Origin of the sequence: Neisseria sp. CCUG12390 (assembly GCF_047837985.1) — a bacterium.
Lineage (GTDB): Bacteria > Pseudomonadota > Gammaproteobacteria > Burkholderiales > Neisseriaceae > Neisseria.
Map to the genome: position 1 here is coordinate 892,590 of NZ_CP181244.1, position 26,085 is coordinate 918,674.

Annotated in this window: 29 protein-coding genes; 21 read left to right on the plus strand and 8 right to left on the minus strand. The window is 51.0% G+C overall.

The genetic code is table 11. The annotated features are described in order from the left end of the window. Positions 1 to 8 precede the first annotated feature (8 nt). The 19 genes from ACM67E_RS04145 to ACM67E_RS04235 all read left to right on the plus strand — a co-directional run bounded on the left by ACM67E_RS04145 (position 9) and on the right by ACM67E_RS04235 (position 13,615). Positions 9 to 365 (plus strand): hypothetical protein, encoded by a 357-nt coding sequence (locus ACM67E_RS04145; RefSeq protein WP_416192350.1) that lies wholly within the window; start codon positions 9 to 11, stop codon positions 363 to 365. An 844-nt stretch (positions 366 to 1,209) separates the two neighbouring features. Next, complete coding sequence (locus ACM67E_RS04150) at positions 1,210 to 1,800, plus strand: DUF3275 family protein (RefSeq protein WP_416192351.1); 591 nt, start codon at positions 1,210 to 1,212, stop codon at positions 1,798 to 1,800. Continuing rightward, on the plus strand, positions 1,800 to 2,396 hold the full coding sequence (locus ACM67E_RS04155) for a hypothetical protein (protein ID WP_416192352.1): 597 nt from the start codon (positions 1,800 to 1,802) through the stop codon (positions 2,394 to 2,396). The genes ACM67E_RS04150 and ACM67E_RS04155 overlap by 1 nt, the downstream gene beginning before the upstream one ends. 257 nt (positions 2,397 to 2,653) lie before the next feature. Then, positions 2,654 to 2,980 (plus strand): hypothetical protein, encoded by a 327-nt coding sequence (locus ACM67E_RS04160; RefSeq protein ID WP_416192353.1) that lies wholly within the window; start codon positions 2,654 to 2,656, stop codon positions 2,978 to 2,980. A 73-nt stretch (positions 2,981 to 3,053) separates the two neighbouring features. Beyond that, the gene (locus ACM67E_RS04165; protein ID WP_416192354.1) at positions 3,054 to 3,182 is read left to right on the plus strand and encodes a hypothetical protein; all 129 of its coding nucleotides are present in this window, start codon (positions 3,054 to 3,056) and stop codon (positions 3,180 to 3,182) included. A gap of 78 nt (positions 3,183 to 3,260) precedes the next feature. Continuing rightward, positions 3,261 to 3,953, plus strand: a complete 693-nt coding sequence (locus ACM67E_RS04170) for a hypothetical protein (RefSeq protein WP_416192355.1) — start codon at positions 3,261 to 3,263, stop codon at positions 3,951 to 3,953. 265 nt (positions 3,954 to 4,218) lie between these two features. Then, positions 4,219 to 4,542, plus strand: a complete 324-nt coding sequence (locus tag ACM67E_RS04175; RefSeq protein ID WP_416192356.1) for a hypothetical protein — start codon at positions 4,219 to 4,221, stop codon at positions 4,540 to 4,542. Between the two features lie 3 nt (positions 4,543 to 4,545). Beyond that, positions 4,546 to 4,908, plus strand: a complete 363-nt coding sequence (locus ACM67E_RS04180; RefSeq protein WP_416192357.1) for a hypothetical protein — start codon at positions 4,546 to 4,548, stop codon at positions 4,906 to 4,908. A gap of 112 nt (positions 4,909 to 5,020) precedes the next feature. Continuing rightward, positions 5,021 to 5,230 carry a hypothetical protein gene (locus ACM67E_RS04185; protein WP_416192358.1) on the plus strand — a complete coding sequence of 70 codons (210 nt, stop codon included), beginning with the start codon at positions 5,021 to 5,023 and terminating at the stop codon, positions 5,228 to 5,230. A gap of 128 nt (positions 5,231 to 5,358) precedes the next feature. Beyond that, positions 5,359 to 5,562 (plus strand): hypothetical protein, encoded by a 204-nt coding sequence (locus tag ACM67E_RS04190; RefSeq protein WP_416192359.1) that lies wholly within the window; start codon positions 5,359 to 5,361, stop codon positions 5,560 to 5,562. Positions 5,563 to 5,607: 45 nt separating this feature from the next. Beyond that, positions 5,608 to 5,826 carry a hypothetical protein gene (locus ACM67E_RS04195; RefSeq protein WP_416192360.1) on the plus strand — a complete coding sequence of 73 codons (219 nt, stop codon included), beginning with the start codon at positions 5,608 to 5,610 and terminating at the stop codon, positions 5,824 to 5,826. A gap of 346 nt (positions 5,827 to 6,172) precedes the next feature. After that, complete coding sequence (locus ACM67E_RS04200) at positions 6,173 to 8,512, plus strand: SNF2-related protein (RefSeq protein ID WP_416192735.1); 2,340 nt, start codon at positions 6,173 to 6,175, stop codon at positions 8,510 to 8,512. Between the two features lie 224 nt (positions 8,513 to 8,736). After that, positions 8,737 to 8,994, plus strand: coding sequence for a hypothetical protein (locus ACM67E_RS04205; RefSeq protein ID WP_416192361.1), 258 nt, complete (start codon positions 8,737 to 8,739; stop codon positions 8,992 to 8,994). A gap of 121 nt (positions 8,995 to 9,115) precedes the next feature. Then, complete coding sequence (locus ACM67E_RS04210) at positions 9,116 to 9,535, plus strand: hypothetical protein (RefSeq protein ID WP_416192362.1); 420 nt, start codon at positions 9,116 to 9,118, stop codon at positions 9,533 to 9,535. Between the two features lie 81 nt (positions 9,536 to 9,616). Further along, positions 9,617 to 10,735 carry a DUF6094 domain-containing protein gene (locus tag ACM67E_RS04215; RefSeq protein ID WP_416192363.1) on the plus strand — a complete coding sequence of 373 codons (1,119 nt, stop codon included), beginning with the start codon at positions 9,617 to 9,619 and terminating at the stop codon, positions 10,733 to 10,735. 240 nt (positions 10,736 to 10,975) lie between these two features. Then, positions 10,976 to 11,746, plus strand: a complete 771-nt coding sequence (locus ACM67E_RS04220) for a hypothetical protein (RefSeq protein ID WP_416192364.1) — start codon at positions 10,976 to 10,978, stop codon at positions 11,744 to 11,746. A 112-nt stretch (positions 11,747 to 11,858) separates the two neighbouring features. After that, the gene (locus ACM67E_RS04225; protein ID WP_416192365.1) at positions 11,859 to 12,674 is read left to right on the plus strand and encodes a type II toxin-antitoxin system PrlF family antitoxin; all 816 of its coding nucleotides are present in this window, start codon (positions 11,859 to 11,861) and stop codon (positions 12,672 to 12,674) included. After that, the gene (locus ACM67E_RS04230; RefSeq protein WP_416192366.1) at positions 12,671 to 13,147 is read left to right on the plus strand and encodes a type II toxin-antitoxin system YhaV family toxin; all 477 of its coding nucleotides are present in this window, start codon (positions 12,671 to 12,673) and stop codon (positions 13,145 to 13,147) included. Before ACM67E_RS04225 ends, ACM67E_RS04230 begins: the two co-directional genes overlap by 4 nt. A 36-nt stretch (positions 13,148 to 13,183) precedes the next feature. After that, positions 13,184 to 13,615 (plus strand): hypothetical protein, encoded by a 432-nt coding sequence (locus ACM67E_RS04235; protein WP_416192367.1) that lies wholly within the window; start codon positions 13,184 to 13,186, stop codon positions 13,613 to 13,615. Positions 13,616 to 13,625: 10 nt separating this feature from the next. Here ACM67E_RS04235 and ACM67E_RS04240 read toward each other — a convergent pair whose 3' ends face one another. The 3 genes from ACM67E_RS04240 to ACM67E_RS04250 all read right to left on the minus strand — a co-directional run bounded on the left by ACM67E_RS04240 (position 13,626) and on the right by ACM67E_RS04250 (position 15,761). After that, positions 13,626 to 13,967: a hypothetical protein gene (locus ACM67E_RS04240; RefSeq protein ID WP_416192368.1), complete on the minus strand. Its 342-nt coding sequence runs from the start codon at positions 13,965 to 13,967 to the stop codon at positions 13,626 to 13,628. 82 nt (positions 13,968 to 14,049) lie between these two features. Further along, on the minus strand, positions 14,050 to 15,006 hold the full coding sequence (locus ACM67E_RS04245) for a site-specific integrase (RefSeq protein ID WP_416192369.1): 957 nt from the start codon (positions 15,004 to 15,006) through the stop codon (positions 14,050 to 14,052). Positions 15,007 to 15,080: 74 nt separating this feature from the next. Next, complete coding sequence (locus tag ACM67E_RS04250) at positions 15,081 to 15,761, minus strand: lytic transglycosylase domain-containing protein (RefSeq protein WP_416192370.1); 681 nt, start codon at positions 15,759 to 15,761, stop codon at positions 15,081 to 15,083. 43 nt (positions 15,762 to 15,804) lie between these two features. Here ACM67E_RS04250 and ACM67E_RS04255 point away from each other — a divergent pair, with 43 nt between their 5' ends. Beyond that, on the plus strand, positions 15,805 to 16,125 hold the full coding sequence (locus ACM67E_RS04255; RefSeq protein ID WP_416192371.1) for a hypothetical protein: 321 nt from the start codon (positions 15,805 to 15,807) through the stop codon (positions 16,123 to 16,125). Between the two features lie 15 nt (positions 16,126 to 16,140). Next, positions 16,141 to 16,620 (plus strand): hypothetical protein, encoded by a 480-nt coding sequence (locus ACM67E_RS04260; RefSeq protein ID WP_416192372.1) that lies wholly within the window; start codon positions 16,141 to 16,143, stop codon positions 16,618 to 16,620. A 44-nt stretch (positions 16,621 to 16,664) separates the two neighbouring features. Here the strand turns inward: ACM67E_RS04260 and ACM67E_RS04265 are convergent, their stop codons facing one another. From ACM67E_RS04265 to ACM67E_RS04285, 5 genes are read right to left on the minus strand one after another with little or no spacing between them, the layout of a single operon-like run. Next, positions 16,665 to 21,212: a phage tail tip lysozyme gene (locus ACM67E_RS04265; RefSeq protein WP_416192373.1), complete on the minus strand. Its 4,548-nt coding sequence runs from the start codon at positions 21,210 to 21,212 to the stop codon at positions 16,665 to 16,667. 27 nt (positions 21,213 to 21,239) lie between these two features. Further along, complete coding sequence (locus tag ACM67E_RS04270) at positions 21,240 to 22,775, minus strand: conjugal transfer protein TraH (RefSeq protein ID WP_416192374.1); 1,536 nt, start codon at positions 22,773 to 22,775, stop codon at positions 21,240 to 21,242. A gap of 10 nt (positions 22,776 to 22,785) precedes the next feature. Further along, positions 22,786 to 23,772, minus strand: coding sequence for a conjugal transfer protein TraF (locus ACM67E_RS04275; RefSeq protein ID WP_416192375.1), 987 nt, complete (start codon positions 23,770 to 23,772; stop codon positions 22,786 to 22,788). A 22-nt stretch (positions 23,773 to 23,794) separates the two neighbouring features. Then, a complete protein-coding gene (locus tag ACM67E_RS04280; RefSeq protein WP_416192376.1) occupies positions 23,795 to 24,811 on the minus strand; it encodes a tetratricopeptide repeat protein in 1,017 nt (338 codons plus the stop codon). A 31-nt stretch (positions 24,812 to 24,842) separates the two neighbouring features. Further along, entirely contained in the window at positions 24,843 to 26,078 is a 1,236-nt protein-coding gene (locus ACM67E_RS04285) for a TraU family protein (protein ID WP_416192377.1), read from the minus strand. Positions 26,079 to 26,085 lie beyond the last annotated feature (7 nt).

The following is a 26,085-nucleotide window of genomic DNA, read 5'->3' on the forward strand; positions in this document are numbered from 1 at the left end:
AGAAGCATTTGCTTCTTTCCCACTTCCCTCCCTGCCGGGGCGATATTCCCGGTTTCGGGTTCATTGCTCCGGCTTTTTGCAACTTGGAGCATTTTATGATCCCGAACTTTTTCCGTAGACTCTATCGGAAGTCCCGTGACATCATCTTTTCGCTGCTTGATGATTACGGCTGGACTGAAAAACAGGCAGATGCCGTGGCAACTAAACTGGATATTTTCGGTGCGTTTGCCGTAACTCAGGCTTGGTTCGGTTTAACCAAATATGGCTGGGATTTTTGGCTTGCGTTGGCAGTTTTTCTGCTGAGCCTCCTGTTTTGTGCTATATTATGGACAGCTGCATTTATTCTGAAAGGATACAAAAAATGATGGCTACTGTGTGGACTACCGTTTTCTGCGGCGTGGTAACTGCTGCGGTTGTGGCTTTTTTCTGGATTGGTGGAAGCAGAGCCTTAAAGAAAATGAGCCCAGAGGAATATGCAGCATTCCGCGCCCGTCACAATCTAGACGACTAACCCGTCTGCCTTTTAACGAAAACCCGCTTCGGTGGGTTTTCCAAGACATACTTCCATGTAGTATTTCTTGGAAAATCCATTCCTATGTACGGCTGCCTGAATCCGTACCGCCGCCTTTGGCGGCGCAGGCCTCTTTCCCAGCCTTATTCTTTACTCCATCTCCTGCTGTAGCAGCATTCGGTAAGATGATACTGACCACAGTATTGACTCGCCGGCAGCCACATAGACGATATTGTGGCCAGTATCATCTTCAGTCATCCTATTATTTCTTTTTTCCTTGGGTTGCGGTTCCCTAAACCAATCGCAGGCTTACAATATTGATCGTTTACGGATGCCTGTGTATTCACGCAGGCATCGGCAAGCGATTAAATCTGCCTAAGTTTTACGCAGATGTAGTTTGTTCTTTAACAATCGGGATTTAGATTACTTTATTTTCAGGTTGTCCACATTTTTTGTGGTTAATCTGCTTTTCCGTATGGCTGCCTGAAACCAGGCAGCTTATCCGAGCAGCCTGTGTACACAGGCTGTTGGGATAAGTTTCATACGGCCGGCAGACCGTTTTTTCTGCCCTGATACAGCCGTTAAACAGTATCGCCCGCACCCGTGCGGTTACGGTTTCTTTCCATCCTTTTCTTTTTCAACCCCATGGGGCATAGTCCCTGTGTGGGAATGTGCCTCTTTTTTACAGGAGACACATTATGTCTATCGCCATTCCGGGCAAACTGACCGTCATCGAACGCAACGGTCGCAACGGCGTTTTTACCGTCGGCGAGTTGCAGACGTCGATCGGTGCGTTTCAAATCAAACACCGCGTATTGGACCAGTTTCCCGAAGGTTCTTACGACGGCATGTTCTATCTTACCCGTATTTACAACCAGTCAAATTTTGCCAAAGGCCGCATCTGGGTCAGCCTCTATGCCGATTTGGATTGGGAAGCCTTGCAGATTATGGCTCAAAATCAGGAACATGAAATTTCCGAATCATTGCATATTGCCGCCGAACAGGAAGAGCACTTACCGACTCCTAATCAGGCAGAAGCCCCAGCGGTGGAACCGGTTACAGTATCCGAAGCAGTCTCCGGAGATAACGGTTTCGGTTCTGAGGAAGATGGTCTGATCGATTCGATGGAAAGGTTAGAGCAGGTGCTGGCTACCAATCCGTCGAGTATCCATTTGGATGCGTCTATTGATGACCGTAATCTGTTCCGACAGTTGCGGCTGAGGGTTAAGGAAGCTGGCTATACTTATTTCCATGCTCAGACTCAGTCTTGGCGTAAGGAGAACGGGTAATGCTCTATCAGACTTCTTCCCATGATCTGTTTTGCGATGCTTTCTTTATCTGCAACAACCGCCTGATGTTTGCCTCACTCCACGGACGCGATGCCGGCGTGCTGTCTTTCATGGCGGCATTGACGGCTCCGCCCGAACAGGGAGGTCTGACGAAGTTAGGTTTCAGGCAGCACGGTTCGGACAGGCTGTATCCCGAACTGAGCACAGCGGCCGTCCTATACGGTTTGAGCAAACGGATGACCAAATATATGACGCACAATTTCGGTATGCTGACACATGTATTCCTTTATTCGAATGAAATAGTCGAACCGAACCGTGATACCAAAACGGCATGGGTTCTGCAAACCGACTGTGCCGCTGATTTGGATAAGGCTGTCTGGAATTGTATCGACCAACTTTCGGATGTACCGTTATTGCCGCATTGGCAGCATCGGATTGCCGCCTTGTTGGAAGAACAGGGTTGTATCCGCCGCTTTTTCCCGTCGCTTAGTACAGATGCCTCGGTTGTCGGCGTGCAGGCAGCACAGGTGGTAATACCGGAGGATTTCGGAGAACTAATTACAGGTTTGCTGCGTAACGGAAGCCTTCGTGCGTAGTTTCAAAGCCCCCAGCGGGCTTTTTCAGGCGGTTTTAACAAAAAGACCGTCTGAAAAAGTCTGTTTGGACGACAGGTGTAACAACAGCCGACAGTCTGCTTCTACTGTCAGGACTTTGCTGAAATTGTCCGGCCACATCCGTGTGGCTGCAGCTTTTTTGCTAACCATACGGCCGAGCCGTACATTTTTTAACCCCGGACGGGAATGTTTTCCCCGTCAGGGGGAACTGTTTCCTCCTGTTTTGAAAAGGAAATACCATGCAACATTTGTTGGACGAAATCCTCGCCAAATTGGAAAAAGATCCGTACCTGCCGTTTCAGGTGTTTAACCCGGAAGGTAAGGACCTTGTGTTCAAAGGTAAGGAAATAATATCTGTTTCAGAAACAGAAATACCGGAACTTGGTGCAGACAAAATCCGGATTATTTATACGGATAAAGGCCGTTTCGTCATACTTGACGGGCGTTGTCCTAAGCCGATAGTCATTAATGACAAGCATTCGTTATCGTTCGGATGTCTCGGCTACGACCGTGTCGCCAAAGCGATATACGGGCTGCTGGGCATCGAATCTTTCGAATATGTGTAAGCAATCCTGATTTTTACCGACCCTCTGGGGCAGCTGCCCCGTGGCGGTTGCTCCTTGCCGAAAGGAAACCGCCATGAAAACCGTGGTACTGATTGCCGTGCTGTTCGCAGCCAGTACGGCTTTGGCCAAACCGGAAAAGAAAGGCAGTGAGATTTATACCAACTGCCGTATCTCTCAATACAAACTGATCTGTATGGTTTGATTTTCACATTTTTTATCCAACCCTGTGGGGATACCGATCCCCCAAGGGGCGGTATCCCCCTTTTTGAAAGGAAATACCGTGGGTACCGCTAATTTTATGTTCAACCGCCGTCTGTATGTCATTGCCGGATCGTCGGCCTCCAATTTCGACTTCAATGCTTTTAATGAAGGTTTGGATGAAGAAGACAGGCTTACTCCCGAAGATAACGACCGTTTGTCGGACATTCTTGCCTGGAATGTCGAAGATGCGGTGAATGACTTGAAATGCAGGGCCGACAAATCTGAAAGCCTGCGCAAACACCGCATTTCAGGGTTCTTGATTGAGTCTGATACGGCCGCAGTTGAAAACCGCCGTTATTACGACCGTAATTACGGCGGCATCCAACTGGCCGAAATCACTGCGAAAACCCTGTTTTTCGGCCATCACATCCGGATGGAAATGGCCGTTGTCCAACGGCACGGCTATTACGACGGCTGCAATCTGGATCAGGAATTCAAGCTGATGACGGACTTCAGTTATGCCGACTTTACGCCGGACGATAATTCTTGGGACAGTGCTGCGGATTTCATCATTGATGAATACCGTTATTATGCCAAGGTTTCCAAAGCTAAAACCGGTCGCTGTTACAGCGGCATAACCAAGCGGTTGCAGGCATTGGAAAATGCACTGTGGCTGCGTTATGAAGAATTGGTGGCTCCGTACTGCGAACGATACCGTGTGACAGCGCGTTTCAGTAACGGTGAAACTTGGTATGAACGGGCTACATCATAAGCTGCCAGTTCTTTATTTCAACCCGCGCTTTATGCGTTTTTTGGGAAACAACACAACCTGCATTCGCAGGTTTTTTCAGACGGCCTTTAATTTGAGGCCGTCTGAAAAAACCTGTTTCATACGCTGACGGTCGTTTTGTCCCGACGCTGCCGTTAACCATCGTCAGCCGCATCCGTGCGGTACGGCTCTTTTTTCAACCCGGCGGGGAAGTCATGTCCCCCACGGGCATGGCGGATCCGCATTTTTATTTTTTAGGAGAACTACCATGCCCATTGTTATAAGCGCGGACTTCCCGTTTGTCGTACTCAGCACCAATAAGGGTGCCGTTCCGCCTGATACCGTCCTCCATCCAGTAGACGGTTCGGGAACGCCGGTCGTTTCCTACCGACTGGACGGTGAAAATCCGGTTTTCGTTAGACCTGTATGCAATTGCTATATTACCTATCGTTCCGTTTTCGGCGGTAACGGTTATACCCTTGCCTACTCCGAAGCAGTCGCGCGGGAAAAGGTTGCACGGCTTATACGGGAAGGCTGCACCGATATTGTTCTGAGAGATGCCGCCGGTAACGAACTTGTTTTTGGGGGGTAAATCATGATGGTTCAGAATGAATTGCGTGTTTATCTTTACTCTACCGACGACCATATACCGCTGAAATATGCTGACTTGGATATTGCTGTCTACGGCGGCAATATCCGCTTTCACTGCGTGGTCGAATTGGATGAAAATCAGGACATCCGCCCCGAGACCCTGCGTTTAAACAGTCTCTCCCAATCGGAGTTTTTATTCGACGGCAGCGCACCGAACGAAGACGTATTGGTGTGCCCGGCCAAACCTTTGCCGGTAGGCGACAATATTTACCCGCTCTCCTGTGTGCGTAACGGTATTTACAATATGGCGCTGCTTCAGGCAGTGGCCGCGATTGTGAACCACCGTTATTCGGTCGATTATTGCTGATTGACCTCAAACCTGCGCAAGCAGGTTTCTTCAGGCGGCCTTTACCGATTGGTCGAGACCGTCTGAAAAAAACTGTTTTTAGGGTGTCAAAATAATTGAAGGAGTCAGTATTATGGACAATCAAGATGAAGCAATTCGCCTGTGGGTAGGTATGAGTCATATTCTTGTTTATTGGCTGGGTAATAATATGCACACCTCAGCATTTACCAAATTAGAACATGCCGAACAGGAAATTGAAAAACTTCGAGAAAATCCGGAATTTTCAGCTTATGAACTATATGGGACAAATCTGATTAAACAAGAAGATAGTTTCACACGCTGACAGTCGTTCCACTGTCTTGATGCAGCTGCTAAACAGCATCATCCGCATCCGTGCGGCCGCGGCTTTTTTACCAACCCTGTGGGGACATATCCCTGCGGGACCGTGTTCCCCATATTTTTTGGAGATACATGATGTTCCGCAAATTTGCCACCCCTGTTTTCATCGTCCGTTACTTTCCTGTCTTCGCTGGCATATCCATGGGCGTTTCGTTGTTCTTCGGAATGTCTTTTGCCTTGTGGGGACCTGATTCTGACCGTACATGGTCGGCGGTGTTTATGCTGCTGGCCATTGTGCTTCTGTCGGTCTTAGCGATTTACGACGATCAGCCCTGATCCGAAATCATCTAGTTGTTTTCTTGCTTATTTCAGGAGTTTTTTATGAATCCGAATTTTCCCGCAGAAGATTTTGAATTTGATGCAGTGTCGCAGGTATATGTTACCCGCACCTTGCGTGTCATGAAGTCCAATGCTGGATTTTATCTGGGTAGGGAAGGTTTCTCCCCGGAAGCCCCCGATTCGCCGTTACCCTATTCACGCGAAAGCATCTATTGGAAAACGGCTGAGGAAGCTCAGTACCATCTTGACGCTTTGTCGTGATTTTTTACCCCGCCTTTTAAGGCGGGTTTCCCGAGGCGGTTTGGGTTTGCGGCCGGATGCTGCGAATCAGTGCGTTCAAGCCGCCTCAGGAAATCCGCTTTTTATGCCGACAGTCATATCCTACTGTCTCCATGCAGCCGTTAAACAGCATGATCCGCATCCTTGCGGCCACGGTTTTTTTATCAATCCCGCAGGGAATCCTTTCCTTGCGGACGGGATTCCCGCTTTTTATTTATGGAGAATCCTTATGTCCGTTTATCCCGCTTATTCCTTTGAAACCGCCGGTCATGCCGGATTACAGACGGAAACCTTCAATATGCTCGGCTCCGGGCAAGCTGAACCTCCCATGCCAGACGGGGATACACAGGGTAACGAAATGCCTTTGTCGTCTTTTTTGGCCGATTTCGGAAGCAGCCTGTTTCAGGCTGTCACGGAACAAAACCGGCCTGTGTACCACGGTCAAATCTATCCGAAAACGGAAACTGTTTTGGATGGTCTTTCCCGTCCTCTGTTTGCTGCACAGCGTGAAGTCGTGCGTGCGGTATTGCAGCTGCTGGTAAGGGAAGATAAACCTGCTGCAGTCATCAATGCGGAAATGGGCACGGGAAAAACCATGATGTCCATTGCTGTTGCCGCCGCTATGCACGCAGAAGGCCATCATCGTGCCTTGGTATTGAGTCCGCCCCATTTGGTCTATAAATGGCGGCGGGAAATCCTCAAAACCGTACCGGATGCCAGGGTATGGGTGCTGAACGGTACCGACACCTTGGCCAAGCTGCTGCAAATCCGTGCCGTCTGCGAACGCACACCGTCTGTGCCGGAATTTTTCGTACTCGGGCGCGTCCGGATGCGTATGGGTTACCATTGGCGTCCTGCCTATACGGTACGTTACAGGGCGGTTTGCGAAACCGGTGCAGACGGGAAAAAACGTGTTGTCAGTCAAAAACAGTTCTGCTGTCCCAAATGTGGTTGCGAAATTCTGGATGCAGATAATCAGCCTTATACCGGCGAAGACGCTTTGCTGTCGGTATTGGCCAAAGACCGCAGATTCTGTCAGCGGAAATACCGTAAACGGCTGACCGGCCATGAATGCGGCGAACCTTTGTGGACTTTGTGCCGCAAGAACCAAACCGACGGTACGGAGCCGTCCGTGTACGAGCGGGTACTCAAAGCCATTTCATCACTACCGACCATAGGCTCCAAAACTGCCGAAAAACTGGTAAGGATCTATGGCGAAAGCTATCTGGCCGACATACTGGAAAACAATGTACAGGCGTTTTCCAACCTGATGGACGAAAACGGCGAGTTCGTGTTCGGCGACCGTCAGGCAGCACGTCTGGACAGGGCTTTGGGCAAATCGGAGTTTTCTCTGGGGCTTGGCGGCTACCAGCCGACCGAGTTCATCAAACGTTATCTGCCCAAGGGATTTTTCGGGCTGATGATTGTGGATGAAGGGCACGAGTACAAAAACTACGGTACCGCCCAAGGTCAGGCCATGGGTGTGCTGGCAAGGTGTGCCCGTAAGGTGCTTTGTCTGACCGGTACGCTGATGGGCGGCTATGCAGAGGATTTGTTCTATCTGTTGTGGCGGCTCTATCCGCAGGCAATGATTGAAGACGGCTTTACCTACAATAAAGCCGGTACCCTCGGAACGGCCAGTATGGCGTTCATGCGCAAGCACGGTGTGCTGAAAGACATCGTACGCAACGGCAGCATGGGCACGGAATATGACCAGGGTTCTTTTTCCAGTTCCAAGGCACAGCGCAGTCAGGTGCGTACCGTTAAAGCTCCCGGATTTTCGCCGCTCGGCATCATGCGGTATGTGCTGCCGATAACCGTATTCCTGAAACTGCGGGATTTGGACGAAGGCGTTTTGCCCGGCTATACGGAATATTTCCGGCCGGTTGAAATGGATGAAGCGCAAAAAACGGTTTACCGGGATATGGAGAAAAGGCTGAGGGGCTATCTGAAAGAAGCCCTGCGCAAACGCGACAATTCCCTAACCGGCGTTGTCATGAACGCGCTCTTGGCTTGGCCGGACTGCTGCCATCAACCGGAAACGGTTTTTTGGAAACGCAAAGGCGAGACGCTATATTACGCCGATGCGCAATACGGAGAAAACGAACCGTCCCCGAAAGAAGCCGATATGCTGGAAGTGGTGCAAAACAGTTTGGCCAGAGGCAACAAATGTTTGGTCTATACCGTTTATTCCGATACGCGGGATACAACGGGCCGTCTGAAAAAGCTGTTGCAGCAGTACGGCATCAAGGCAGCAGTCATGAAGGCATCGGTCAAAGCGGACGAGCGCGAGGACTGGGTGGCGGACAGGTTGGAAGAGGGCGTGCAGGTCGTCATCTGCAATCCCGAGCTGGTAAAAACCGGTCTTGACCTGCTGGCTTTCCCGACCATCTACTTCATGCAGACAGGCTACAACGTCTATACCCTGATGCAGGCTGCCCGACGCTCATGGCGTATCGGCCAGCAGCAGGATGTGGAAGTGTATTTCGCCGGGTACCGGGATTCTGCACAGCAAATCTGTTTGGAACTGATGGGCAAAAAAATCGCCGTTACCCAATCCACATCCGGCGATATGCCGGATTCAGGTTTGGACATCCTTAACCAGTCGGAAGATTCGGTAGAGGTGGAGTTGGCCAAACGCCTGATTGAGCATGAGCAAACCGTCTGACGGTTCTGTTCTTTTTCAGCCTGCGTCAAGCAGGCTTTTTCAGGCAACCTTCTGTTGTTCAGGCTGCCTGAAAAAGTCTGTTTCACAGCCGACAGCCTGTCTGCTGTCTCCATGCAGCCGTTAAACAGCATGATCCGCATCTGTGCGGCCACGGCTTTTTTACCAACCCCGAGGGGCATCACGCCCCTGCGGCATGATGCTTCTTTTTTATGAAGGAGTCTTTCATGTCCGCATTGACTTTAACCGATCTGATGTCCTGCTGCCCCAATCTCGAATGTGTGAACATGAGGGATGAGGGTCTGCCGGCACCTTTTCAATCCGATAACGGCGAACCGTTGTTTCACGTTGTCGTAACCAACAAAAACAGCGGCCGTAAAACGGTCGTCAGCAATCCTCTGACCGAACGGCAGGCTTATGTACTGCGTTCGAAAATGGCGGACTGCGACTGGCGTACCGTAACGGTTGAACCTTTGGCACCATAAGGGTTCGTGCCGTTTTTCACAAACCTTTTGCGGGCCGGTTTTCCGGTTTCGCAACCTTTTGTTCTCACCTGTCCGCCCTGTGCGGCGGTGGGATTTTCACAACCTGCTTCAGGAGCATTTTATGAGTCAATTTGAACGCCCCGCCGGATTGGAATGGGGCTTTATCGAGCAGTTTTATCCTGATTACAGCTACAGCGATGCGGTTCTGCAATCCGACGACATGTCTTTCGTTTTGGAGGAATGTGCGGACAATTGGGAATGGCAGGATTGTCCGGTTACGGCGGAAAGCCAATCGGAACTGTGCCGTTTGTCGGGAGAGTGGGCTTACAGGGTTAAAAATGCCTTTGACGGCTGTATCGGCTTGGGTTTGACCTATTATCAGGCGCAGACACGGCACGATGACGAACTCTATGTCAAAGCCGTGGCGAATGCTCCGGCAAGTGCGGTCATGCCGCACACTTCCTTGTGGGCATGGGCTTATGAGCAGGCAGACGAACCGACACTCCGTGCCTGGTACGCTTCATTGAAATATTCGGGCTGAATGTTCCGTCCGTAATATTTTTTCAACCCTGCGGAAACCGCTTCCCGCAGGGGACGGTTTCCGTGTTTTCAGGAGACCGATATGTCCGAACAATCCCGTCAAAACCACCTGATGTTCACACGCACCGCGTTCAACCACATCAGCAACGGTTATTTCCCCACCGACCAAGCCACCTTGGACGGCATCAAATCCCGAATCGACATTGCCGGCGGAGACATCCGCATTTTCGATCCGTGCTGCGGCGAAGGCATTGCATTGGCCGATCTTGCCGGACATTTAAACGGATGTGGTGCCCGTTGCCACAGTTTCGGTGTCGAACTGGACAAAGAACGGGCAGCCGCTTCGCGCAGCTGTCTGGATTTCGTCATCCAAGCCGATATTGAGGATTGTATTTTGCAGCCCAAAACCGTCGGACTGCTGTTTCTCAACCCACCTTACGGCTTTGCAGCTAAAGACCAGTTGGATAACGGCCGCGCACAACGTTTGGAAGAAATCTTTTTTGCCCGAACCGTGCCCGTGCTGCAAACAGGCGGTATTCTGATTCTGGTCGTGCCGACGCAATCGCTAACCGAACGCTTTGCCAAGGAAATCGCTTCGTACTTTACCGAACTGCGCATCTTCCGGGCAGGTGTCGATACCTACAATCAAGTCGTCATCATGGGAATGAAGGCCGCAAACCGCAGCCAAATCGGTAAAAAACAGCAAGAGGGTAGTTTGAAAATCCTGTTGTCTTATGAGGCTGCCCTGCCCGTAGGGGCAGAGGCAGACTTTTGTTACGAAGTACCTGCGTCTGCGGCCAAGCCGTTCCGTCCGCTCAGTTTCAGCATAGACGGCAGCGTATTGGGCGGAGAATTGCCCGGACTGCAAAGCCAAACCCTATGGCCGCATTTCGGGCAATGGTTTACCGATAACCTAGTGCAGGAAAAACGACGGCCGTTGTGTACGTTGGGTCAGTGGCATTCTGCGCTGGCACTTGCTGCCGGACAGGTCAGCGGCATTGTTACCGCTGCCGATGGCCGCCGCCTGCTTATCAAGGGTTCGACCCACAAAACCAAAGTGGTTACGACATCGGAAGAATACGATGCCAAAGACCGTTTGGTGGTAACGACCACTTCGCTGGACCGTTTCGTACCCTGTATCTGTGCCATTGATTTGACCGAAAATTCGCCCGGTTACGGGCGGGTGTTCATCATCAAATAGGGCTTTACGGTATGAAACCTGCATTGCTTCGGCAAAGCAGGTTTTTTCAGGCAGCCTGAAAAGGCTAAAGACTGTCTGAAAAAGCCTGTTTTACATACAGTCGACAGTCTGCTTACTGTCTTCATGCAGCCGTTAAACAGCATGATCCGCATCCGTGCGGCTACGGCTTTTTTATCAACCCTGCGGGGCAAACCTGTCCCGCAAGGCATGGTATGCCCCTTTTTTATGAGGATTTGTACCATGAAACCTTACGTTGTTTGGCTTGATGCCGAATATGAAGATGCGGAAGCTGCTGCCCGGCATCTGAATGCGCTGACATTCGGTAATTGCGGCATTAATGCTTGCGATCCGATAGCCGTAGTGCATATGCTTAACCGCCATCTGCGCGGGTACGGTTATTCCGACAAAGCAATTGTGGAAGCCGAACCGGCTAAACAGTATTTTGCCGATGCCAACCTGTACGGCAGAGGGCCGTGCCGCAGCGACAATGTCTATAATGCCATCGTCTTTATCGGCGAACCGCTGGGACGTGACGAATGGATGGCATTTTTCCGCGCCGAAAACCTGCATGAGCGGATCTTACCGCAGGATGCCGAAGAGGTGTTTAGCGGTATTTTGAATCCTGCCGATGCGATTTCCTATTCGCTGCTTAACTTGGTAACGGCCAATCGTCCGCCCCATCCGCAGGACGATTTTTTATTGCTGCCTATCAACCCCGAAATCAATGGTTTGGACGATATTTTCTACCTGCTCAAAGATACAGAATGGGATGCCGGAAACTATGCCGAAAGGCTGCATTCGGTTCTGAATGTTGCCAACGTACGCTGGCTGTTCGACCGCAACTGTCTCTACATCGGATATTGGATTGTGGATGAGGGTGTCGATTTGATGGCCCTGATCGACCATAACCCGGAACGGATACTCAATTTGTCCGGCGATTTATGCTGGGAGGTTGCATACCGCTGGGGATGCAGCTTGATTGAACGGTATTCGGCAGTCAAAGGCCGATAAACGGTCGTCCGCAATAACGGATACTGACGTATTTTATCTTTATCTTTAACCCTTACGGGGCCGTACCGCCCCGTAAGGCGGCACGGCTCCTTGTTTTTTATGAGGAGGCAGTATGCCCAATTGGTGTCAAAATCATCTGAAAATTTCCGGCAATCCGGAACAGGTTGCCGAGCTGGCAGCCAAAATCATCCGTACAGGCGATGGCGGTCGGCAGGAAATCGATTTCAACGGTATTTTCCCGATGCCCGAATCCCTGCTGGCGGAAAGCCGGTATCCCTATCACAGCGCATGCTTTTTCAGGCTGCCTGAAACGGCGGTATTGTCGGAGCACGGCGAGAAGTTTTCCGAAACGCATTTTGCTTTGTTGCAGCAACACCTGTCCCCGCTGCTGGATTGGCCGACCGCTACGGTTGCCGAAATCACGGCTCTGCTCAATCAAGAGTCCGGGTTGCAGGAATTGTGCCAAATCGACTGCGTACACCACAACATCCTCCAAGAAAATATCCGTCTGTACGGCCATGCCGACTGGTGGGGCTGGCGGATTGACAATTGGGGTACCAAGTGGAACGGAGGCGAGTGTTACGGGTTGACCATTGAAGAGGACTGCCTGTTTGCCGACTTCGATACGGCATGGTCGCCGCCATGCGGTGTTTATCAGGCTGTTTGTGCCGCCTATCCCGATTTGTCTTTGGAGGCATACTATATGGAACTCGGCATGTGGTTCGCCGGCCGCTATGTCAATAACGGCTCCGAACTGTTGGACGAAGCCTCAGGTGATACCGATCCCGCTCTGTTGCCGTTTTTAAGTCTGTTGGAACGGGATATACGCGACAATCCGCAGAGCATCCGTGCCATATCTGCACAGGAACTTTCAAAAACCGAACAACTGCTTGCCGGCGTTGAAGTTGATTTGGATGAAACGCTGTGAGTATCGTCCGCGAAACCGTACAGATTAACGGCTGGCAGATTTATGTTCATGAACTGTTTTGGAGCCAATATCTCAAATTACGGGAAGAGGTGGAAGCCTTAAAACAGAAGAAGCCGGAGACCTATCAGACCGCAAAGGTAGCCAAAATGCTGGCAGCCGTTCACAAGCTGGCTTTTGAGATTATTCCCGCTGATCCGTCTTTGGACGTTTACCGTCAGGGCAATACTCTCGGCAGTGCGTATAAGCACTGGTTCAGAGCCAAATTTTTCCAGCAGTACCGTCTGTTTTTCCGGTACAGCGAAAAAGAAAAAATCATTGTTTATGTGTGGGTCAACGACGACAAAACCAAACGTGCCTACGGCAGTAAAACCGATGCGTACGCCGTATTCGCGGCTATGCTGAAAAACGGTAATCCTCCGGACGACTGGGCGGAATTGAAAAAGGCGGCTGAAAACGTTGCCTTTGAACCCTGAACGGACGGATACCGAAAACATTTCCGGAGCTACGCTATGCTGAAAAAAACGATTGCCGCACTTGCTGTAACCTTGCCTTTGTGCGCGGCAGCCCAAGAGATACCCGTGCAATACCGCGGCGTATGGAGTAAAACGGCCGAGTGCTACGATCCTGCCGTTATCGCTGCCGATTGGTTTGCGCCCAATACCGATGCCGGTATGTCGAAGGTGGTCATGATTAAGCCTGCCGACAGCCGCGAACTGATTGTATTCGGCGTCGAATCCTATCGGGACGAGGGGGAAACCACCCAAAGCGGCAGCGTACTGGAGATACGTCCGGAGGGGCGTAACGCTATCTATATCCACGGTTATGCCCATGCTTCAAGATTCAGTGGCAAGATGGTGCGTTGTAATAAGCGGGCCGGATCGCAATGGAATTTCAACGGCACCCATATCGTCAACGAAAAGGGACGGCGTATCCGTCCCTAACTTTCAGGTGTTATGGCCGTTCAGCGATATTCGCGTCCGGATGCAGGCATAAAGTCTGACGGCTTTTGTTGCAGTTCTTGGAAGTGAACACATAACGCTGTCGGGACAGTTTGGGATAGTCCGGGTTGCGTCTGATATAGCCCATTTTCATCAAATCATCGTAAGTCAGATCGGAACGTTTGCTCTGTGCACCCGGTAACTGATCCAGTTTTCGGTTTCCTGCCTGAATACCCTGATCGATCTTCGTTGCCGCGGCATTCAGAGGGTTGTCCGACCAGTTGATGCTGCCGTCCGGATTGGTAGAACAGGCTGCCAATGCCAAGACTGTTATGGCGGTTGCTAAACTTTTCATTTTTCATACTCCGTGTCAGATTGAAATTTACGGCGGTTTCTGCCGTCGCCCATGGCAAGACGATATTGTGCTCCCCGTTGCGCTATTCTCCCGTTTTGCGGTCGTGGTTGTTGTGAAACAGCGTATTGACGAAATCGTTGTCCAAATGCGTATATACCTGAGTCGTCGAAATGTTTTTATGGCCCAGCAGCATCTGTACGAATCTGAGGTTGTGTGTTTTTTTGACAAAATGCGTCGCGCAGGAATGCCGGAGCATATGCGGCGTCATTCTCCGATCAGTCCCCATTGACTGCTTCGCCCATTCTTTCAGGTGCAGCCTGATGGTGGAGTTGCCGATACCGTTACCGTGCCGCCCGACAAACAAATGGTTGCTTTTGATTTTGATGTTGGCCGCACTCCGTGCTTTCAGGTAATTTCGTATCCGATCAACGGCACAGTCTGTAATCGGCACTAAACGGGTTTTGCTGCCTTTGCCTGTTACCCTGATTTGGTTTTGACTGAGAAATACGTCGTTTACGGTTAAACCGGTTGCTTCCGATATGCGCAGTCCGGAGTAGGCCATCAATTCGAAAATACAGAGATTGCGCCAATCGATCCAGTTAGGGTTGTCATGGTGGACTAAGCCGTAGTCCAAAAGGTTTTCCAGTTCGTCCATATCGACGGCTTTGGGCAATGCCTCGGGTAGCTTCGGTAGTTCAAATTCAAAGCGGTCATAGGACAGGTCAAGCACTTTGGTTTTGACCAGGTAACAAATGAATCCCCGCCAAGCACAAACGTAACGCCGGATGGTGTAGGCTGTTAAATCCGGGTTTTGGCCGGTTTTCAGAATGACGGTTTCGATCATCACCGGTTCGGTGCATATTTCGGAAAACTCTGTCACATGTGTGCTGTTCGGTCTTAAATGGAGTAGTCCGGTAAACTGTTTCAGGTTGCTTCGATACCCCTCGATTGTTCCGGGAGACATACTGCGGTAACGGCAGTTGTCTAAATAATCGTGAATATACTGCTTCAACTGTTCTGCAATGTGTAACGGTAACATATCGGTTTCCTTTTTTAAAAATATTGGCAGGAATTGCCGATATGAAGTTTACACAAAGTAACGTAATCAGCCCGCTAATTGACGTTGGACGTATGGGACTGATAGGCACTGTTTGCGGAATATTTGGCGGGTTGTGTGCCAGAGGACGGGGAGGTGTTTTTGCCCGATACGGCCGCTATGTTGTTACGGCCTGTGTTGTTTGCGTAAGCTGTTTTGCGTTTGAATTCAGTATATAATGCACTCACGTTGCGCACATAATTTTGGGTTTCCTTTATATTCGGAACTTTTCTACCGGCTTTCCTTACTCTGCCGGGACCGGCGTTGTAGGCGGCCAGAGCCAAATCCAAACGCCCGAAATCGCGGAACATCTGACGCAGATAGCGGGCACCGGCACGAATGGAAACAGTGGGAATATACAGCTTGTCGGGATGTACGCCCATTCCTCTAGCCGTACCGGGCATCACTTGGGTTAGACCCGTTGCCTGCACCCGAGATACCGCCCGATGGTTGTAACTGCTTTCATATGCGATCAAGGCTTTGAGCAACTCAGGTTCAACCCCTTCCTGTACGGCAATGCGTTCGATAGAAGGAGCATGCTGCCAGTAATTTGCAATCATGCGGCGGCATTCGGGTGTGTTGATGTGGCCTTTCAGGCAGCCTGAGATTTTATCGGCAAAGGCAATATTGGGTAGAAATAGTCCCGCAGCCAAAAGGAAAGATAGTTTTATAGTAAATATTTTCATTATTACAGTCATTCTGAATATATCGTTAATTAAAATGTATTAGGGAGATGTTTAAATGTTGGATAATCAAAACCATTTCAACAACCATGATTTTTCAAACATGGATAGACATGCTAATCCGATGCATGCTCATGAACATGATAATATTTGGTATGCCACATCAATCAATCCTTTTCGTCAAAAGAATGATGCCCATATCTGTTATGAAGAGGTTAATTTTCTAAAATCAAAGAATAATGAAATTTTTCAATTTCCTCATGGAAAACGGCAGTCTAATATGGATGAAGTCATAAACGCTTTTGGTCAAAATAAATGGCTTCGTTATGCCTTGATTGTGGCATTGAGCTTGGCAGCTATAGTTGCTATTTGTAGTTGATGTTGAGGGTAGTTTATGAAACATATCTATTTGGTGCTTTCTTTATTTTTAACCTTAATTTCCTATGAGGTTTCAGCTAGGAACTCTAATCTAATTACCCAATTTAATCATACAGGAATTCAAAAGGGAGCAATTTCAGAATCTTGTTATCGTGAACCGTGTGCGGTTGCAAAGGTATTATCTTTTGAAAATATATCTCATACTGCTAACACGTCTCGGATAAAATTAATTCTGCTAGGAGGAGAAAGAGCGTATGAAAGTAAAAGTGTTAGTTGGAATAAAAAACCGCACACACTTATTGTTAACTGCTCTTTGTCTCGACCTGTCATTGAAAAAATTGGACAGCAGCCAACACTTATTCCACTAGGAAATCCTTCAGGTGGGGTGCCTGGTACCCTAGTTGGTAGTGCTGAATTGTATTTGAAAGCATGTCATAATTTTACTGGTACTATAGAGGATGCTGTATCTAGGTTCGGCTATCAAGTTCAGGAATAATTTTGAATCTCCCTCAATAGACAGGCCACTTAGTGGCCTGTCTGCTATTTTGCTGAACGGTCGGTTAATGCTTTTTGCAAGGCATTGTAAAAGCTATCACGATTACTGTGTCCTGCCGCATAAGCGGGATCGTTATATCTCCAAGCAATATAGTTGGTTCCCAACACTCTTGTTGCTTCTTGGTAGCTTACATTTGGATTGTTTAAGAATATTTGTTCCGTTTTGTTATAAGCATTTACATTGCGCATCTCGTGAATTGCAAATGCAACTTGAGCGTTAACCGCAGCTTGTCCTTGTTTATAACTGCCATCAGAATTCATTAAACCTCTTTCTTTCATCCATGCATCAAGTTGTTTTTCTCTGCCGCTTTGCCATGAAATAATACCTTTATTTGTTTTATTATTATGATCATCCGTATGTGAGCCACTCATTATGTTTGTACGGAAGCTATTTTCACGACCTACCTCGGCAGTAAATGCAGATGCTTGAGCATGTGATAATCCATTAGCTCTTGCTGCATCATAAATAGCCAACATGTTGATTTTTTGCTCGCTACTGAGTGATGGGACACGACCTTGACCAACATAAGATGAACCAGTTTGAGAAAGGAAAGAGCTGTTACCAGTAGTTGAAGCTTGGGTGCTTTCATTGTTACTGGATGTCGTTCCTAGTAATCCTTTTACCTGACCGGCTTCTGCCAATGAGGCAAAACGGTTGGCGGCTTCCTGGTTGTTAAATTGGAAGTGGACATGATCTCCTGTCGCTCCATTTTTGCCTTTCCATTCGTAATCGACAGAATAGTCTTTTCTCTGGAAGCCGTTATCCTGCATGAGTTTGTGGATGCGCGACTCTGCCTGTTCCCAGTTGGAATGACGTGTACTTAAAGCGTCCAAGGATTTCCCTTCTTGATCAAGCACCATATCGACTGCTAATCCTTTTGTATGCAGGCTTCTCGGCCTTTCTTCTACATGGTATCGGTCGTTAAATGCGCTAAATCTGACATCCTGTTGTTGGTTATCAAACAGTTTCTCCATGGCATGGGCAATGGCCAGCGTGCCTTTGTGGGTTTCGATGCCGTTTATTTTCTCTCCGGCAAATGCTTCATTTCTCTGTAAATGGGTCAAACCTGACCGGCTGGTCGGCAATGCCATTCCGTCCCCGCCATTGCTGGCTGTTGTCGGTATGGAATTGGCTATCGGAGCCGCAGGATTTCTGCCGATGATTTCTTCAATCGGTTTGCCGTCTATGGTTTTGGTTGTGTCGGACATATTAAAACCACTCATCATTTTCTGATTGGCTTCCATCTGTCTGATTTTGGCATTAAGTTCGGGGTTGTTTGTATCGGATAAGCCGGTCGGGCTTGTATCCTGTGTTCCTGTGATGTCTCGGAGCAAACGTCCCGTACCCAATGAAGCCGCTTCCAGACCGCTGGTCAAATACCCGAGAGCGGCACCACCGTAATCGCCTTTATCCAATTGTTCTCCCGCGTTATGCCATGCCTTCCACGCATCAGCCTGTGTGTAATCAAAGAATTTCTGCAAAGCAGGGCGGTCATTGACTTCCTTCATAACGCTGTTATTGAATTCGGTCATTTCGGCTACTCTGGCTCGGTTGTATTCCAAAATCTTCTGACGTTCGGCGGGTGTTAATCCTTCCGGTTGGCCGTGTCCGTTACTGGACAGCGTGTTGCTGTTTCTCGGATCTCCGAACGATGAAGAGGTACGTCCCTGTGGGTTGGCTGCCTCCAATTGCTCTTTGTTGTTCAGAGGGTTTTGGAAGCTGCCTAATTGGCCGGCATTGTCGGATGAAATCTGTTGCTCAATGGCTGCCTGATTGTCGGTACGCATGGTACGGTTCTGCTCCTGTACGGCTAATGCACCCTGAGCCATGTTGGCATAGGCTTGTGCATGCCCGGCCGGATTGGCGGCAGACAATCCATGAAGAGCCGCTAATGCTGCAGAGCGTTCGCTTTCCGTACCTGTCGACAGTCCTGTCAGAGTACTGAAATATGCGCTGCTGTTGCCGCTGGCTGCCTGTAGAGCCGATCCCGCAGCTGCATCGTATTTGCCGGCCGCTGCTGCGCCTGCCGATAATTGCTGCTGAGCCAGCACTGCATCATTGGATACCAAGGAGGCGAAACCGGTACGGTTGATACTGGTACTGAATCCGTGGCTGACGGTGTCGCTGGTTGCCTGTTCGATGCTGCGTGCCTGTTCGCGTGCATCTGACAGATTTTGGCTGATAGAACTGCTCAATTGGTGCGAGTTCATGGTACCGAAAGAGGTCTGGATACTTTCGGTATTGCCTATGCTGGTTCCTTGTGTCAGAGCATGAGTATTGCCTTGGCTGTCAGTATAGGTAACGGTATCACTAACAGAACCTTTTGCATCTACACCAATGAGTCCTTTTGCATTTGCTCCTCCGCCGAGAGAGAAAGATTCGCCTGCTTGTACTGCATGCTGTCCCTCGTAGGCAATACGCGCAACGTCTTGTCCATCAATTGTTTTAGCATAAACAATCCCTGTCTGCGTTACTTTGCCATCGCTGTCGATTTGTGCCAGTGTTCTGGTCTCTGCAGCTCCTTCCATCATCTGTACTTTGGCTGCGGCGGATGTCCGTGCGCTGTCTATTGCCTGTTGGCTAGTTTGCAGGCTGATGGCGGCCGGATTGGTAGCATCGGCATTGCTCATGACATTTTGGGCGAAATTCTGTGTACCCAAAGTACCACCGGCGGAACTGTTTTGCAGCATTCTTGCCATGTTGACGACTTCGGATTGGTCAAGTTGCGGTGCGGCTTTGCTTTCGTCCACATAATCTTTGCCGCCCATATTCATGCGCTGTGCCAGCTGCACCATGCCGTAGATGGAACCGCTCAACAGGGACAGCATGACCAGCGGCGTTGCGGCCATCAGGGTGGAAGCCGATGCCAACATATCCTGCGTGCTGTTGAAAATACCGTTGATGACCGCCGGCGACAATATCCGACCGGGTTCGTCCGAACCGGCAATGGATAACACCAAATCGCGCATCCGGTTATGGTAGTTTTGCAGCATATAGAACGAAATCGCACTGTTGAGCGGCAGCCAGGAATTGATCCATGCGGCAAACAGCAGGTAGGCACCCATGATGCGCATACCGCTCCAGCCCATGGTCAGGATGACAAAAATCATGATAGGGGACATGACGATATAGATGAACATCAGGATGTTCATGGAGTGTCCCATGAAATTCTGGAACATCGATGCTTCGCCTGCGGCATCGACGGCGGCACGGTTGCGTGCCTCGGACATCATGAAAGCCTGTTTGGCGCAATTGGCGTCGTTGCTACCGACACAGCTTTGGACGATGTTGGTAAAAATCATGTTGGCTTCGATTTCCACCGTGCTGACGGCATTCGCCGAAGTGAATACTTGGGCCAGTGCGGCAGGCTGCATCTGTCCCTGCTCGATTTGGCTGCGGATCAGATTGAGCAGGGCATCCGGATTGTCGACACCCATGGCGCCGGCGGTACGGGAAGTATCGCCGCCGGCTGCCGCGGCGATGGCTTGCGGCAGCTGGTCAAGTTCGCTCTGTGCGTTTTCGTAACGCTGCGTATCGGCTATATGTGTACCTTTGACTGCCGACAGGTTGCGTGTGTTGGTAGCGGAAACGGCGGTTTGGGAATAGTTTTTCCCGGGCAGGTTGACGACGTTTTTCAGCATCATCAGGGAAATGATTTTGCCGGCATCGGAACAGCCGACCAAACCGATGACCGGCGGATCGCCCGCCTTGGCGGCAGGTAGTGCAATGCGGACCATGCCGGTTTGGTGTCCTCTGGCCATCACATTGAAGATGCCGCCTTTGTCAGCGTCTCCCCAGCGGTCCGACCAGTTACACACTTGGGAAGCGTTGGCCAGGTTGGAGAGCATCAGGGTGTTTTCCGGAGCGGAAAACTGGTTTCTCAGGCGCAGTACGGTTTTCAGGGGGCTGAAATAGCCTTCGGCTCCGTGGGTAAGGATACCACCCTCGGTAACAGCCGTACCGCTGCCGGTGGCGGCGGTGTCCGGCAGTACCTGCATACCGGTATCGTAGATTTCGGAAACCTTTTTGGAAATATTGGAGAAAAAACCCAACGGCCATGCCACCCCGATGGGTACATTGTCGATTTTGCGGAAACCGACTGCCCCGGCACCGGCTCCGCCACGCGCGTCGTAATAAGACGATACCCATACCGACGTTTTCGGAATGAACAGCGTGGCCACAATCACAATCATCAGGAAAGTATTGGCCGGATCCATGGTGCGTTTGGTAATGAACTGGGTCAACATCACAACCAATGCCAGCATTGCCCCAAGAATCAGCAGGCTGATCAGAGGGGAGCCGGTTCCGGCACCGTTAAAAAACATGGCCACTGCATTCAGGCCGCGAGCAATCACATCAATGTCGCCGACCACCCATAAGGTAGTGATGTCGCTGTTTCCTTCGGTTTCGATGCTTGCCGGCAGTGCATCTGCCCATGCGGCTAAAGGTGCCAATATCAGAGTCAGGATACCCAGATATTTCAGGCAGCCTGAAAAAATTCCTTTTGATTGTCCGATGACATGCTTGTCCATGGTGCGTTAATTCCCGAAGGTTGGTATTTACTGTTGCAGCAGACCGGAATTGTTGCCAGTCAGCATGACCGCTCCGCGTACAAGACGTACGAAGCCCTGTTGTGCGGCGGAACGGCTGCCGCTGTCCTGATATTTCTGTGCCTGTGCGGCCAGAGTATCCACCTGTTTCTGTTGCGCAGGAGACATGGCCACAATCCGTTTGCCGTTTGTATCGACGTTGGCCGAATAGGCAACGGATAAGGTTTTATTCATGCTCAGTACCAAATCGGCCGCCATCTGTTCTCCGTAAAGCCGTGCAGCGGCATCGGCAGCCTGAATGGCGGTCTGTCTGCCAGCTTTAGCCGCTTGGCTCAATACGTCGACGCTTTCTTTCGGCAGGCGGCTCAGAAAGGCGGACTGTTCGGTACTCAGGGGTTGGGTATTGTCGGCAAAATAGGCCATGATGCTGCCGTTCTGTATCTGTGTGGCAATGGAATCACCCATTTTGTTACCGTCGCCGAAAGCGGTTTGTTTGCCGATCAGCAGATTAAGGATGTACCGGTGCGTACCGGGGAAGTCCGAATCCGCGGTACTGACGTTTTGGCAGCTGTCCGCCTTTTGGATGTCGAAGTCCGAACATTTGTAGCCGCTTAAGGCGGCTCCTGTCGGTGCGCCGTACACGATGTCGTTAAACGTCCAAATCGGGGCGAGTTCCTTGTCGGTCCGCTCACTCGAGCCTTTGGCAAACCGCCCGCCCGAAGCCGAAGATGAAGCATTGCCGCCGGTCAGGGTAACCTGGGTACCGTACAGATTCATGGCCATTTGCAGGAATCCCTGATTTCCACCGTAAGGAGCCGTATCCACCGCACCGTTTCCCGATGCGTTGAATACGCCGGCGGAAACAAGAGTGTTCATCATGTTGTTGCCGTATTCGGTCGATTTTTCTGCCGCGTCGTCAGGGCGGTTGGCGTTTTTGCCACCGTAGGTGCGGTTGTCGTTGGCTTCGGCAAAGTCTGCGGCTGCGCCGGATGAGGCAGCCTGAACCGCTTCGGCGGAGCTTTTGCTGTCGTCTCCGAATGCTGAGGGATTACGCTGCCCGCGTGCCCAATCCACCGCGGCCATGCCGATTTGACAGGTATTTTTGGCGTAGCTGTTGATTTTAGTAGTCCAGTCCTGCAAGCCGGACATGATGTTCTGACAGGGCGGGCACAAATTATCCATAGCGATTTTGAGGGCGTAGCCGGTACCGTTGGCGATGATTGCCCGTATCAGGTTTTGCGTATTTTTCGCCGAAATCATCGAAAAACTGCCGAAATAGGCATCAATGCCGCCGCAGCCCGCCGAAATGCGGGGTGGGTCGAAAGCCAAGATGTTGAAGCTGCGTACGGGGGAACGTACCGACAAACCGCCCAGCGTGCCGCCGTAGTTATCGTTGACTCCGCCCAAAGAGGGGGAGGTCTGGTTCCACATGGCATCCATGCCTTTGGCAATGTCTGCCTTGGCATCGGCTGCGGCCAGCCATAAAGACAATACGGCGATGGTAGGGATGGCATACCGTGTCGATAGGTTGCGGGCAAATTTCATGATGTATCCTTTACATTTTTCTGCGGATCATTTCGTTCAGCATTTTTACCAGTTCGTCCGGATTGTTTGGGTTGCGCATCCGGTTTTTGGCTTCCGCCATGTCCTGTGCCGACAGAATGCCTCTGTCTTGTAGTTTGGCCAGATTGCTCAGTTCGGGGTTGGCCAGTTTCATATCGATAGCCGCCAAAACAATTTTTTCTTCCAGTTCCGATTGAGCCATCGCACCGTGGGCGACGATGGCCATTTTTTCGGGTGGAGCGACCAAAACTACCGCGGGTGTCAATTTGATACCCAAGGTGCGTGCGCGCTCGGCGTTGCGGTCATAGCGTATCTGCCCTGTGGTCATGCCGGGGATGATGCCGCCGTCCGTACTGATGTAATGGACGGTCAGACCGTGTTTCTGTGCCAGTAGTCGGGTGGTTTCGTATTGGCTGTGGCAGAACGAACATTTAGAATCAAAAAACATCCACAAACCGGCTTTGCCTTTCAGGTCGCGGATGATGCCGTCTTTGGCTTGGGCAACCTGCGATAATGCCTGCGCCCGCGCCATGGACGAAATCGGGAAGCGTACCGATTCGTCCAGCATCGGATCGTTCTGTACCACTTTTTCACTCATGTTTGCGAAGTTGGTGGACATGTCCGACATAACGCGTTCCATGTATTTATAAGCACGGACGTTTTCTTCGGTAGGATTTGTGATGGCGCGTTCCAGAAGTACCTGAAGATTCTTCCGTACCCATGGTGCAGAAAACGGTTCGTCATCCTGCTTTACCTCGGCAGGGTTATCCGCTTTGGCAGGAGCAGGTTTTTGCGGGACAGGTTCTGGTTTGGGTTTGGGCTGCTCCTGTTTCTGCGGTGTGGGGTCTTCGTACCAAAACCAGCCTTGAGGTTGTGCTTTCCGGTAGGCATTGTCGGCATACACCGGTAAAGTCGATACGGTTGCGGCGGTAACCGCCAAGACGGCTGCCGTTGCGGCCGTTTTCAGTTTTTTGTTCATATCGTCGCCTCCCCCTGTTGTGTCAGCGTTGCGGGATTTCGGTATTAATCGGCTGTTTCCAGTCAAAGGATTTCGGAACCGTGCCGTGGGTGCTGAGCCAGCTGCGTGTCTGCGAACGTACCTGTTGCTGTTTGGCGGCGGGCAGGGCTGTCATAGCTTTCTCTGCCTGGCGGCTGTACCGTTTGTTTACCATGGCTGCAATCGTCCACCACTTAGCGGCATCGACCGGATTGGCTTCGCGCAGCTTATCACCGCTGCCTTGGTATTTGGCCAAAGCCACCATGGCTCCGACATGCCAGCGGTTGGCGGCGTTCAACAGGACGGGGTAGGCGCGATAGGGGTTCTGTACTCCTCCTTTGCCGTTCAATATCGCCATACCGTATCCGTACAGTCCTTCGGCTTCATTGGCTTTGGCAGCACGCTCCCAATACTCCAATGCTTCTTTTTCGTTTTTTGCAACTCCGTAACCGCGTTCCAAAATCTGGGCAATATAAACGGTCGCCGGCCAAAATACGCGGTGCTGCCCCGGTGCGCGGTAGGCACTTTCCGCAGCCCTGAACCAGCGCAGGGCCTCCGCACCATTGGCCGCTACTCCTTGGCCGTAGTAGTAAACCAGTCCCATGTTGTAGGCAGCCATATAGTTGCCGTTGATGTCCGCCAGACGGCCTTTGTCCATACGTTTGGCCGATAGATTGTAGGCTTTGATCGCTGTGGTCATGTCCGGTTTGCCGCCCGAACCGGGTAATTTGCCGGTATGGGCAAGATAGCCGTACTGTAATGCCGCCCAGCGGTTGCCGCTGTTGGCGGATTTTCTCAGTTCGGTAACGGCGGACGCATTGCCCGACTGTACCTGACGGTACAGATCCAGCGCATAGCTTTGGTCGCGCTGCCAAATCCGTTGCCCGCTTTCTGTTTGGGCGGTGCGAGCCTGCTGTCGGCTGCCGTGCAGACCGCTGCTGCCGAATACTTTGCCCGTATCCGCATGAACCGGAAAAACCGCCAAGGCGGTTACTAAAAAAACGGAAAATTTGTATTTCATATTGACATTGCCTTCTTGTGGAATTGATCTGTCAGTTGAATTCGCAACAGTCCACCCACCGCCACAGCAGATAGACGGCATCGGAATCATTGTTATCTAGGGATTGGTCGCTGCGGGAAACAGCCCAGGCAAAATTGCTGGAACCCAAACGGTGCGCACCTTTACCACCCATGTTGAGAAAGTTGGCTACTTCGCCACTCAATTGACCGAACAGAGCACCTTCGCTGATGCCCATGTCGCCGCCGCTGCCGCCGCCCGATCCCGATTCGGGGTAGGGGAACAGCATGGAGGACTTGAATTCCGATTTGGAGGCATACGGCACGGGAACCGGCGTACACAGGGCTTTGTCGCCGACCGTCGAAACCGATGCGTAACCGCCGGTACGGTTGGACAACATGACGGACCGGTTCAGAATGGTGGAGGTGCCGATGATGCTGTTTTTCTCAGCCGACATCGATCCGGCGGCTGGCAGGTTGTTACCCATGCATCCGCCCAACCAGTAGGCGGCATCGTCCACCATACCCCAGCCGATACCGGTGGTGTTGGCGATACAGGAAGCGGTGTGAGCGGGCAGGTCGAACAGGGGGCTGTTGACCAAGTTGCCGATTGCCATCCATTCCGGATAGAGCAGGTTCATGTACACAGGGTCTTTTTTCGACCAAACCGGTTGGGCAACCGAAGTTTCGAGGTTGCCACCTTTGTGGAAGCAGCGGGGATTCCAGCCGTAGGGGTTGAACGGGAACGACCAGCTGTGGAAATGGCGAAACGAGGTGTCGTAGCGGCCTGAGGATTCGCCTGCAGTCAGGCGGGTGACCTGTTCCGACTGTCCGGTGCCGGCTAGTGCGGCCATCTGTTGCAGCAACGGTTTGACCGCGTCCCCATACACGGGAGAGCAGCTTGCGCTGCGAACGACTTCGACGAAACGTGTCGGCAGCCACATACCCCTTGTATAACCGTAAATGGCGTACGGCTCTTCGCCGCATTTGCAGGTAGATTGTGTGGTGGCATGGGGCGGATGCGGTACATCTCCGCCTGAGATGACGGTATTGCCCATAATCCGCAGCGGGAAGGCCGAATCGAAGTCAAAATTGATTAACGCGTCGAAACCGGCGTTGGAGCAGGTTTGACTGCTGCCGTTGCCGCTGCTGCTGTCTGCACCGCTATTTCCGGATGCAGTGGTTCCGGAATCAAAGGCGTAAAGGCTGCCTGAAAGTAGCAGTCCCGCTGCCAGTACGGATAATCTGACTGTTTTTTTGCCGTATTTCATTGTTGTC

What these genes read in the sequence shown, in the direction of transcription:
- ACM67E_RS04260 (WP_416192372.1), top strand. Translation starts at nt 16,141, where the DNA reads ATGAAACATATCTATTTGGTGCTTTCTTTATTTTTAACCTTAATTTCC.
- ACM67E_RS04270 (WP_416192374.1), bottom strand. Translation starts at nt 22,775, where the DNA reads ATGAAATTTGCCCGCAACCTATCGACACGGTATGCCATCCCTACCATC.
- ACM67E_RS04280 (WP_416192376.1), bottom strand. Translation starts at nt 24,811, where the DNA reads ATGAAATACAAATTTTCCGTTTTTTTAGTAACCGCCTTGGCGGTTTTT.
- ACM67E_RS04165 (WP_416192354.1), top strand. Translation starts at nt 3,054, where the DNA reads ATGAAAACCGTGGTACTGATTGCCGTGCTGTTCGCAGCCAGTACGGCT.
- ACM67E_RS04285 (WP_416192377.1), bottom strand. Translation starts at nt 26,078, where the DNA reads ATGAAATACGGCAAAAAAACAGTCAGATTATCCGTACTGGCAGCGGGA.
- ACM67E_RS04150 (WP_416192351.1), top strand. Translation starts at nt 1,210, where the DNA reads ATGTCTATCGCCATTCCGGGCAAACTGACCGTCATCGAACGCAACGGT.
- ACM67E_RS04265 (WP_416192373.1), bottom strand. Translation starts at nt 21,212, where the DNA reads ATGGACAAGCATGTCATCGGACAATCAAAAGGAATTTTTTCAGGCTGC.
- ACM67E_RS04210 (WP_416192362.1), top strand. Translation starts at nt 9,116, where the DNA reads ATGAGTCAATTTGAACGCCCCGCCGGATTGGAATGGGGCTTTATCGAG.
- ACM67E_RS04180 (WP_416192357.1), top strand. Translation starts at nt 4,546, where the DNA reads ATGATGGTTCAGAATGAATTGCGTGTTTATCTTTACTCTACCGACGAC.
- ACM67E_RS04250 (WP_416192370.1), bottom strand. Translation starts at nt 15,761, where the DNA reads ATGACTGTAATAATGAAAATATTTACTATAAAACTATCTTTCCTTTTG.
- ACM67E_RS04200 (WP_416192735.1), top strand. Translation starts at nt 6,173, where the DNA reads ATGCCAGACGGGGATACACAGGGTAACGAAATGCCTTTGTCGTCTTTT.
- ACM67E_RS04220 (WP_416192364.1), top strand. Translation starts at nt 10,976, where the DNA reads ATGAAACCTTACGTTGTTTGGCTTGATGCCGAATATGAAGATGCGGAA.
- ACM67E_RS04235 (WP_416192367.1), top strand. Translation starts at nt 13,184, where the DNA reads ATGCTGAAAAAAACGATTGCCGCACTTGCTGTAACCTTGCCTTTGTGC.
- ACM67E_RS04275 (WP_416192375.1), bottom strand. Translation starts at nt 23,772, where the DNA reads ATGAACAAAAAACTGAAAACGGCCGCAACGGCAGCCGTCTTGGCGGTT.
- ACM67E_RS04215 (WP_416192363.1), top strand. Translation starts at nt 9,617, where the DNA reads ATGTCCGAACAATCCCGTCAAAACCACCTGATGTTCACACGCACCGCG.
- ACM67E_RS04225 (WP_416192365.1), top strand. Translation starts at nt 11,859, where the DNA reads ATGCCCAATTGGTGTCAAAATCATCTGAAAATTTCCGGCAATCCGGAA.
- ACM67E_RS04185 (WP_416192358.1), top strand. Translation starts at nt 5,021, where the DNA reads ATGGACAATCAAGATGAAGCAATTCGCCTGTGGGTAGGTATGAGTCAT.
- ACM67E_RS04190 (WP_416192359.1), top strand. Translation starts at nt 5,359, where the DNA reads ATGATGTTCCGCAAATTTGCCACCCCTGTTTTCATCGTCCGTTACTTT.
- ACM67E_RS04245 (WP_416192369.1), bottom strand. Translation starts at nt 15,006, where the DNA reads ATGTTACCGTTACACATTGCAGAACAGTTGAAGCAGTATATTCACGAT.
- ACM67E_RS04240 (WP_416192368.1), bottom strand. Translation starts at nt 13,967, where the DNA reads ATGAAAAGTTTAGCAACCGCCATAACAGTCTTGGCATTGGCAGCCTGT.
- ACM67E_RS04195 (WP_416192360.1), top strand. Translation starts at nt 5,608, where the DNA reads ATGAATCCGAATTTTCCCGCAGAAGATTTTGAATTTGATGCAGTGTCG.
- ACM67E_RS04160 (WP_416192353.1), top strand. Translation starts at nt 2,654, where the DNA reads ATGCAACATTTGTTGGACGAAATCCTCGCCAAATTGGAAAAAGATCCG.
- ACM67E_RS04155 (WP_416192352.1), top strand. Translation starts at nt 1,800, where the DNA reads ATGCTCTATCAGACTTCTTCCCATGATCTGTTTTGCGATGCTTTCTTT.
- ACM67E_RS04175 (WP_416192356.1), top strand. Translation starts at nt 4,219, where the DNA reads ATGCCCATTGTTATAAGCGCGGACTTCCCGTTTGTCGTACTCAGCACC.
- ACM67E_RS04255 (WP_416192371.1), top strand. Translation starts at nt 15,805, where the DNA reads ATGTTGGATAATCAAAACCATTTCAACAACCATGATTTTTCAAACATG.
- ACM67E_RS04205 (WP_416192361.1), top strand. Translation starts at nt 8,737, where the DNA reads ATGTCCGCATTGACTTTAACCGATCTGATGTCCTGCTGCCCCAATCTC.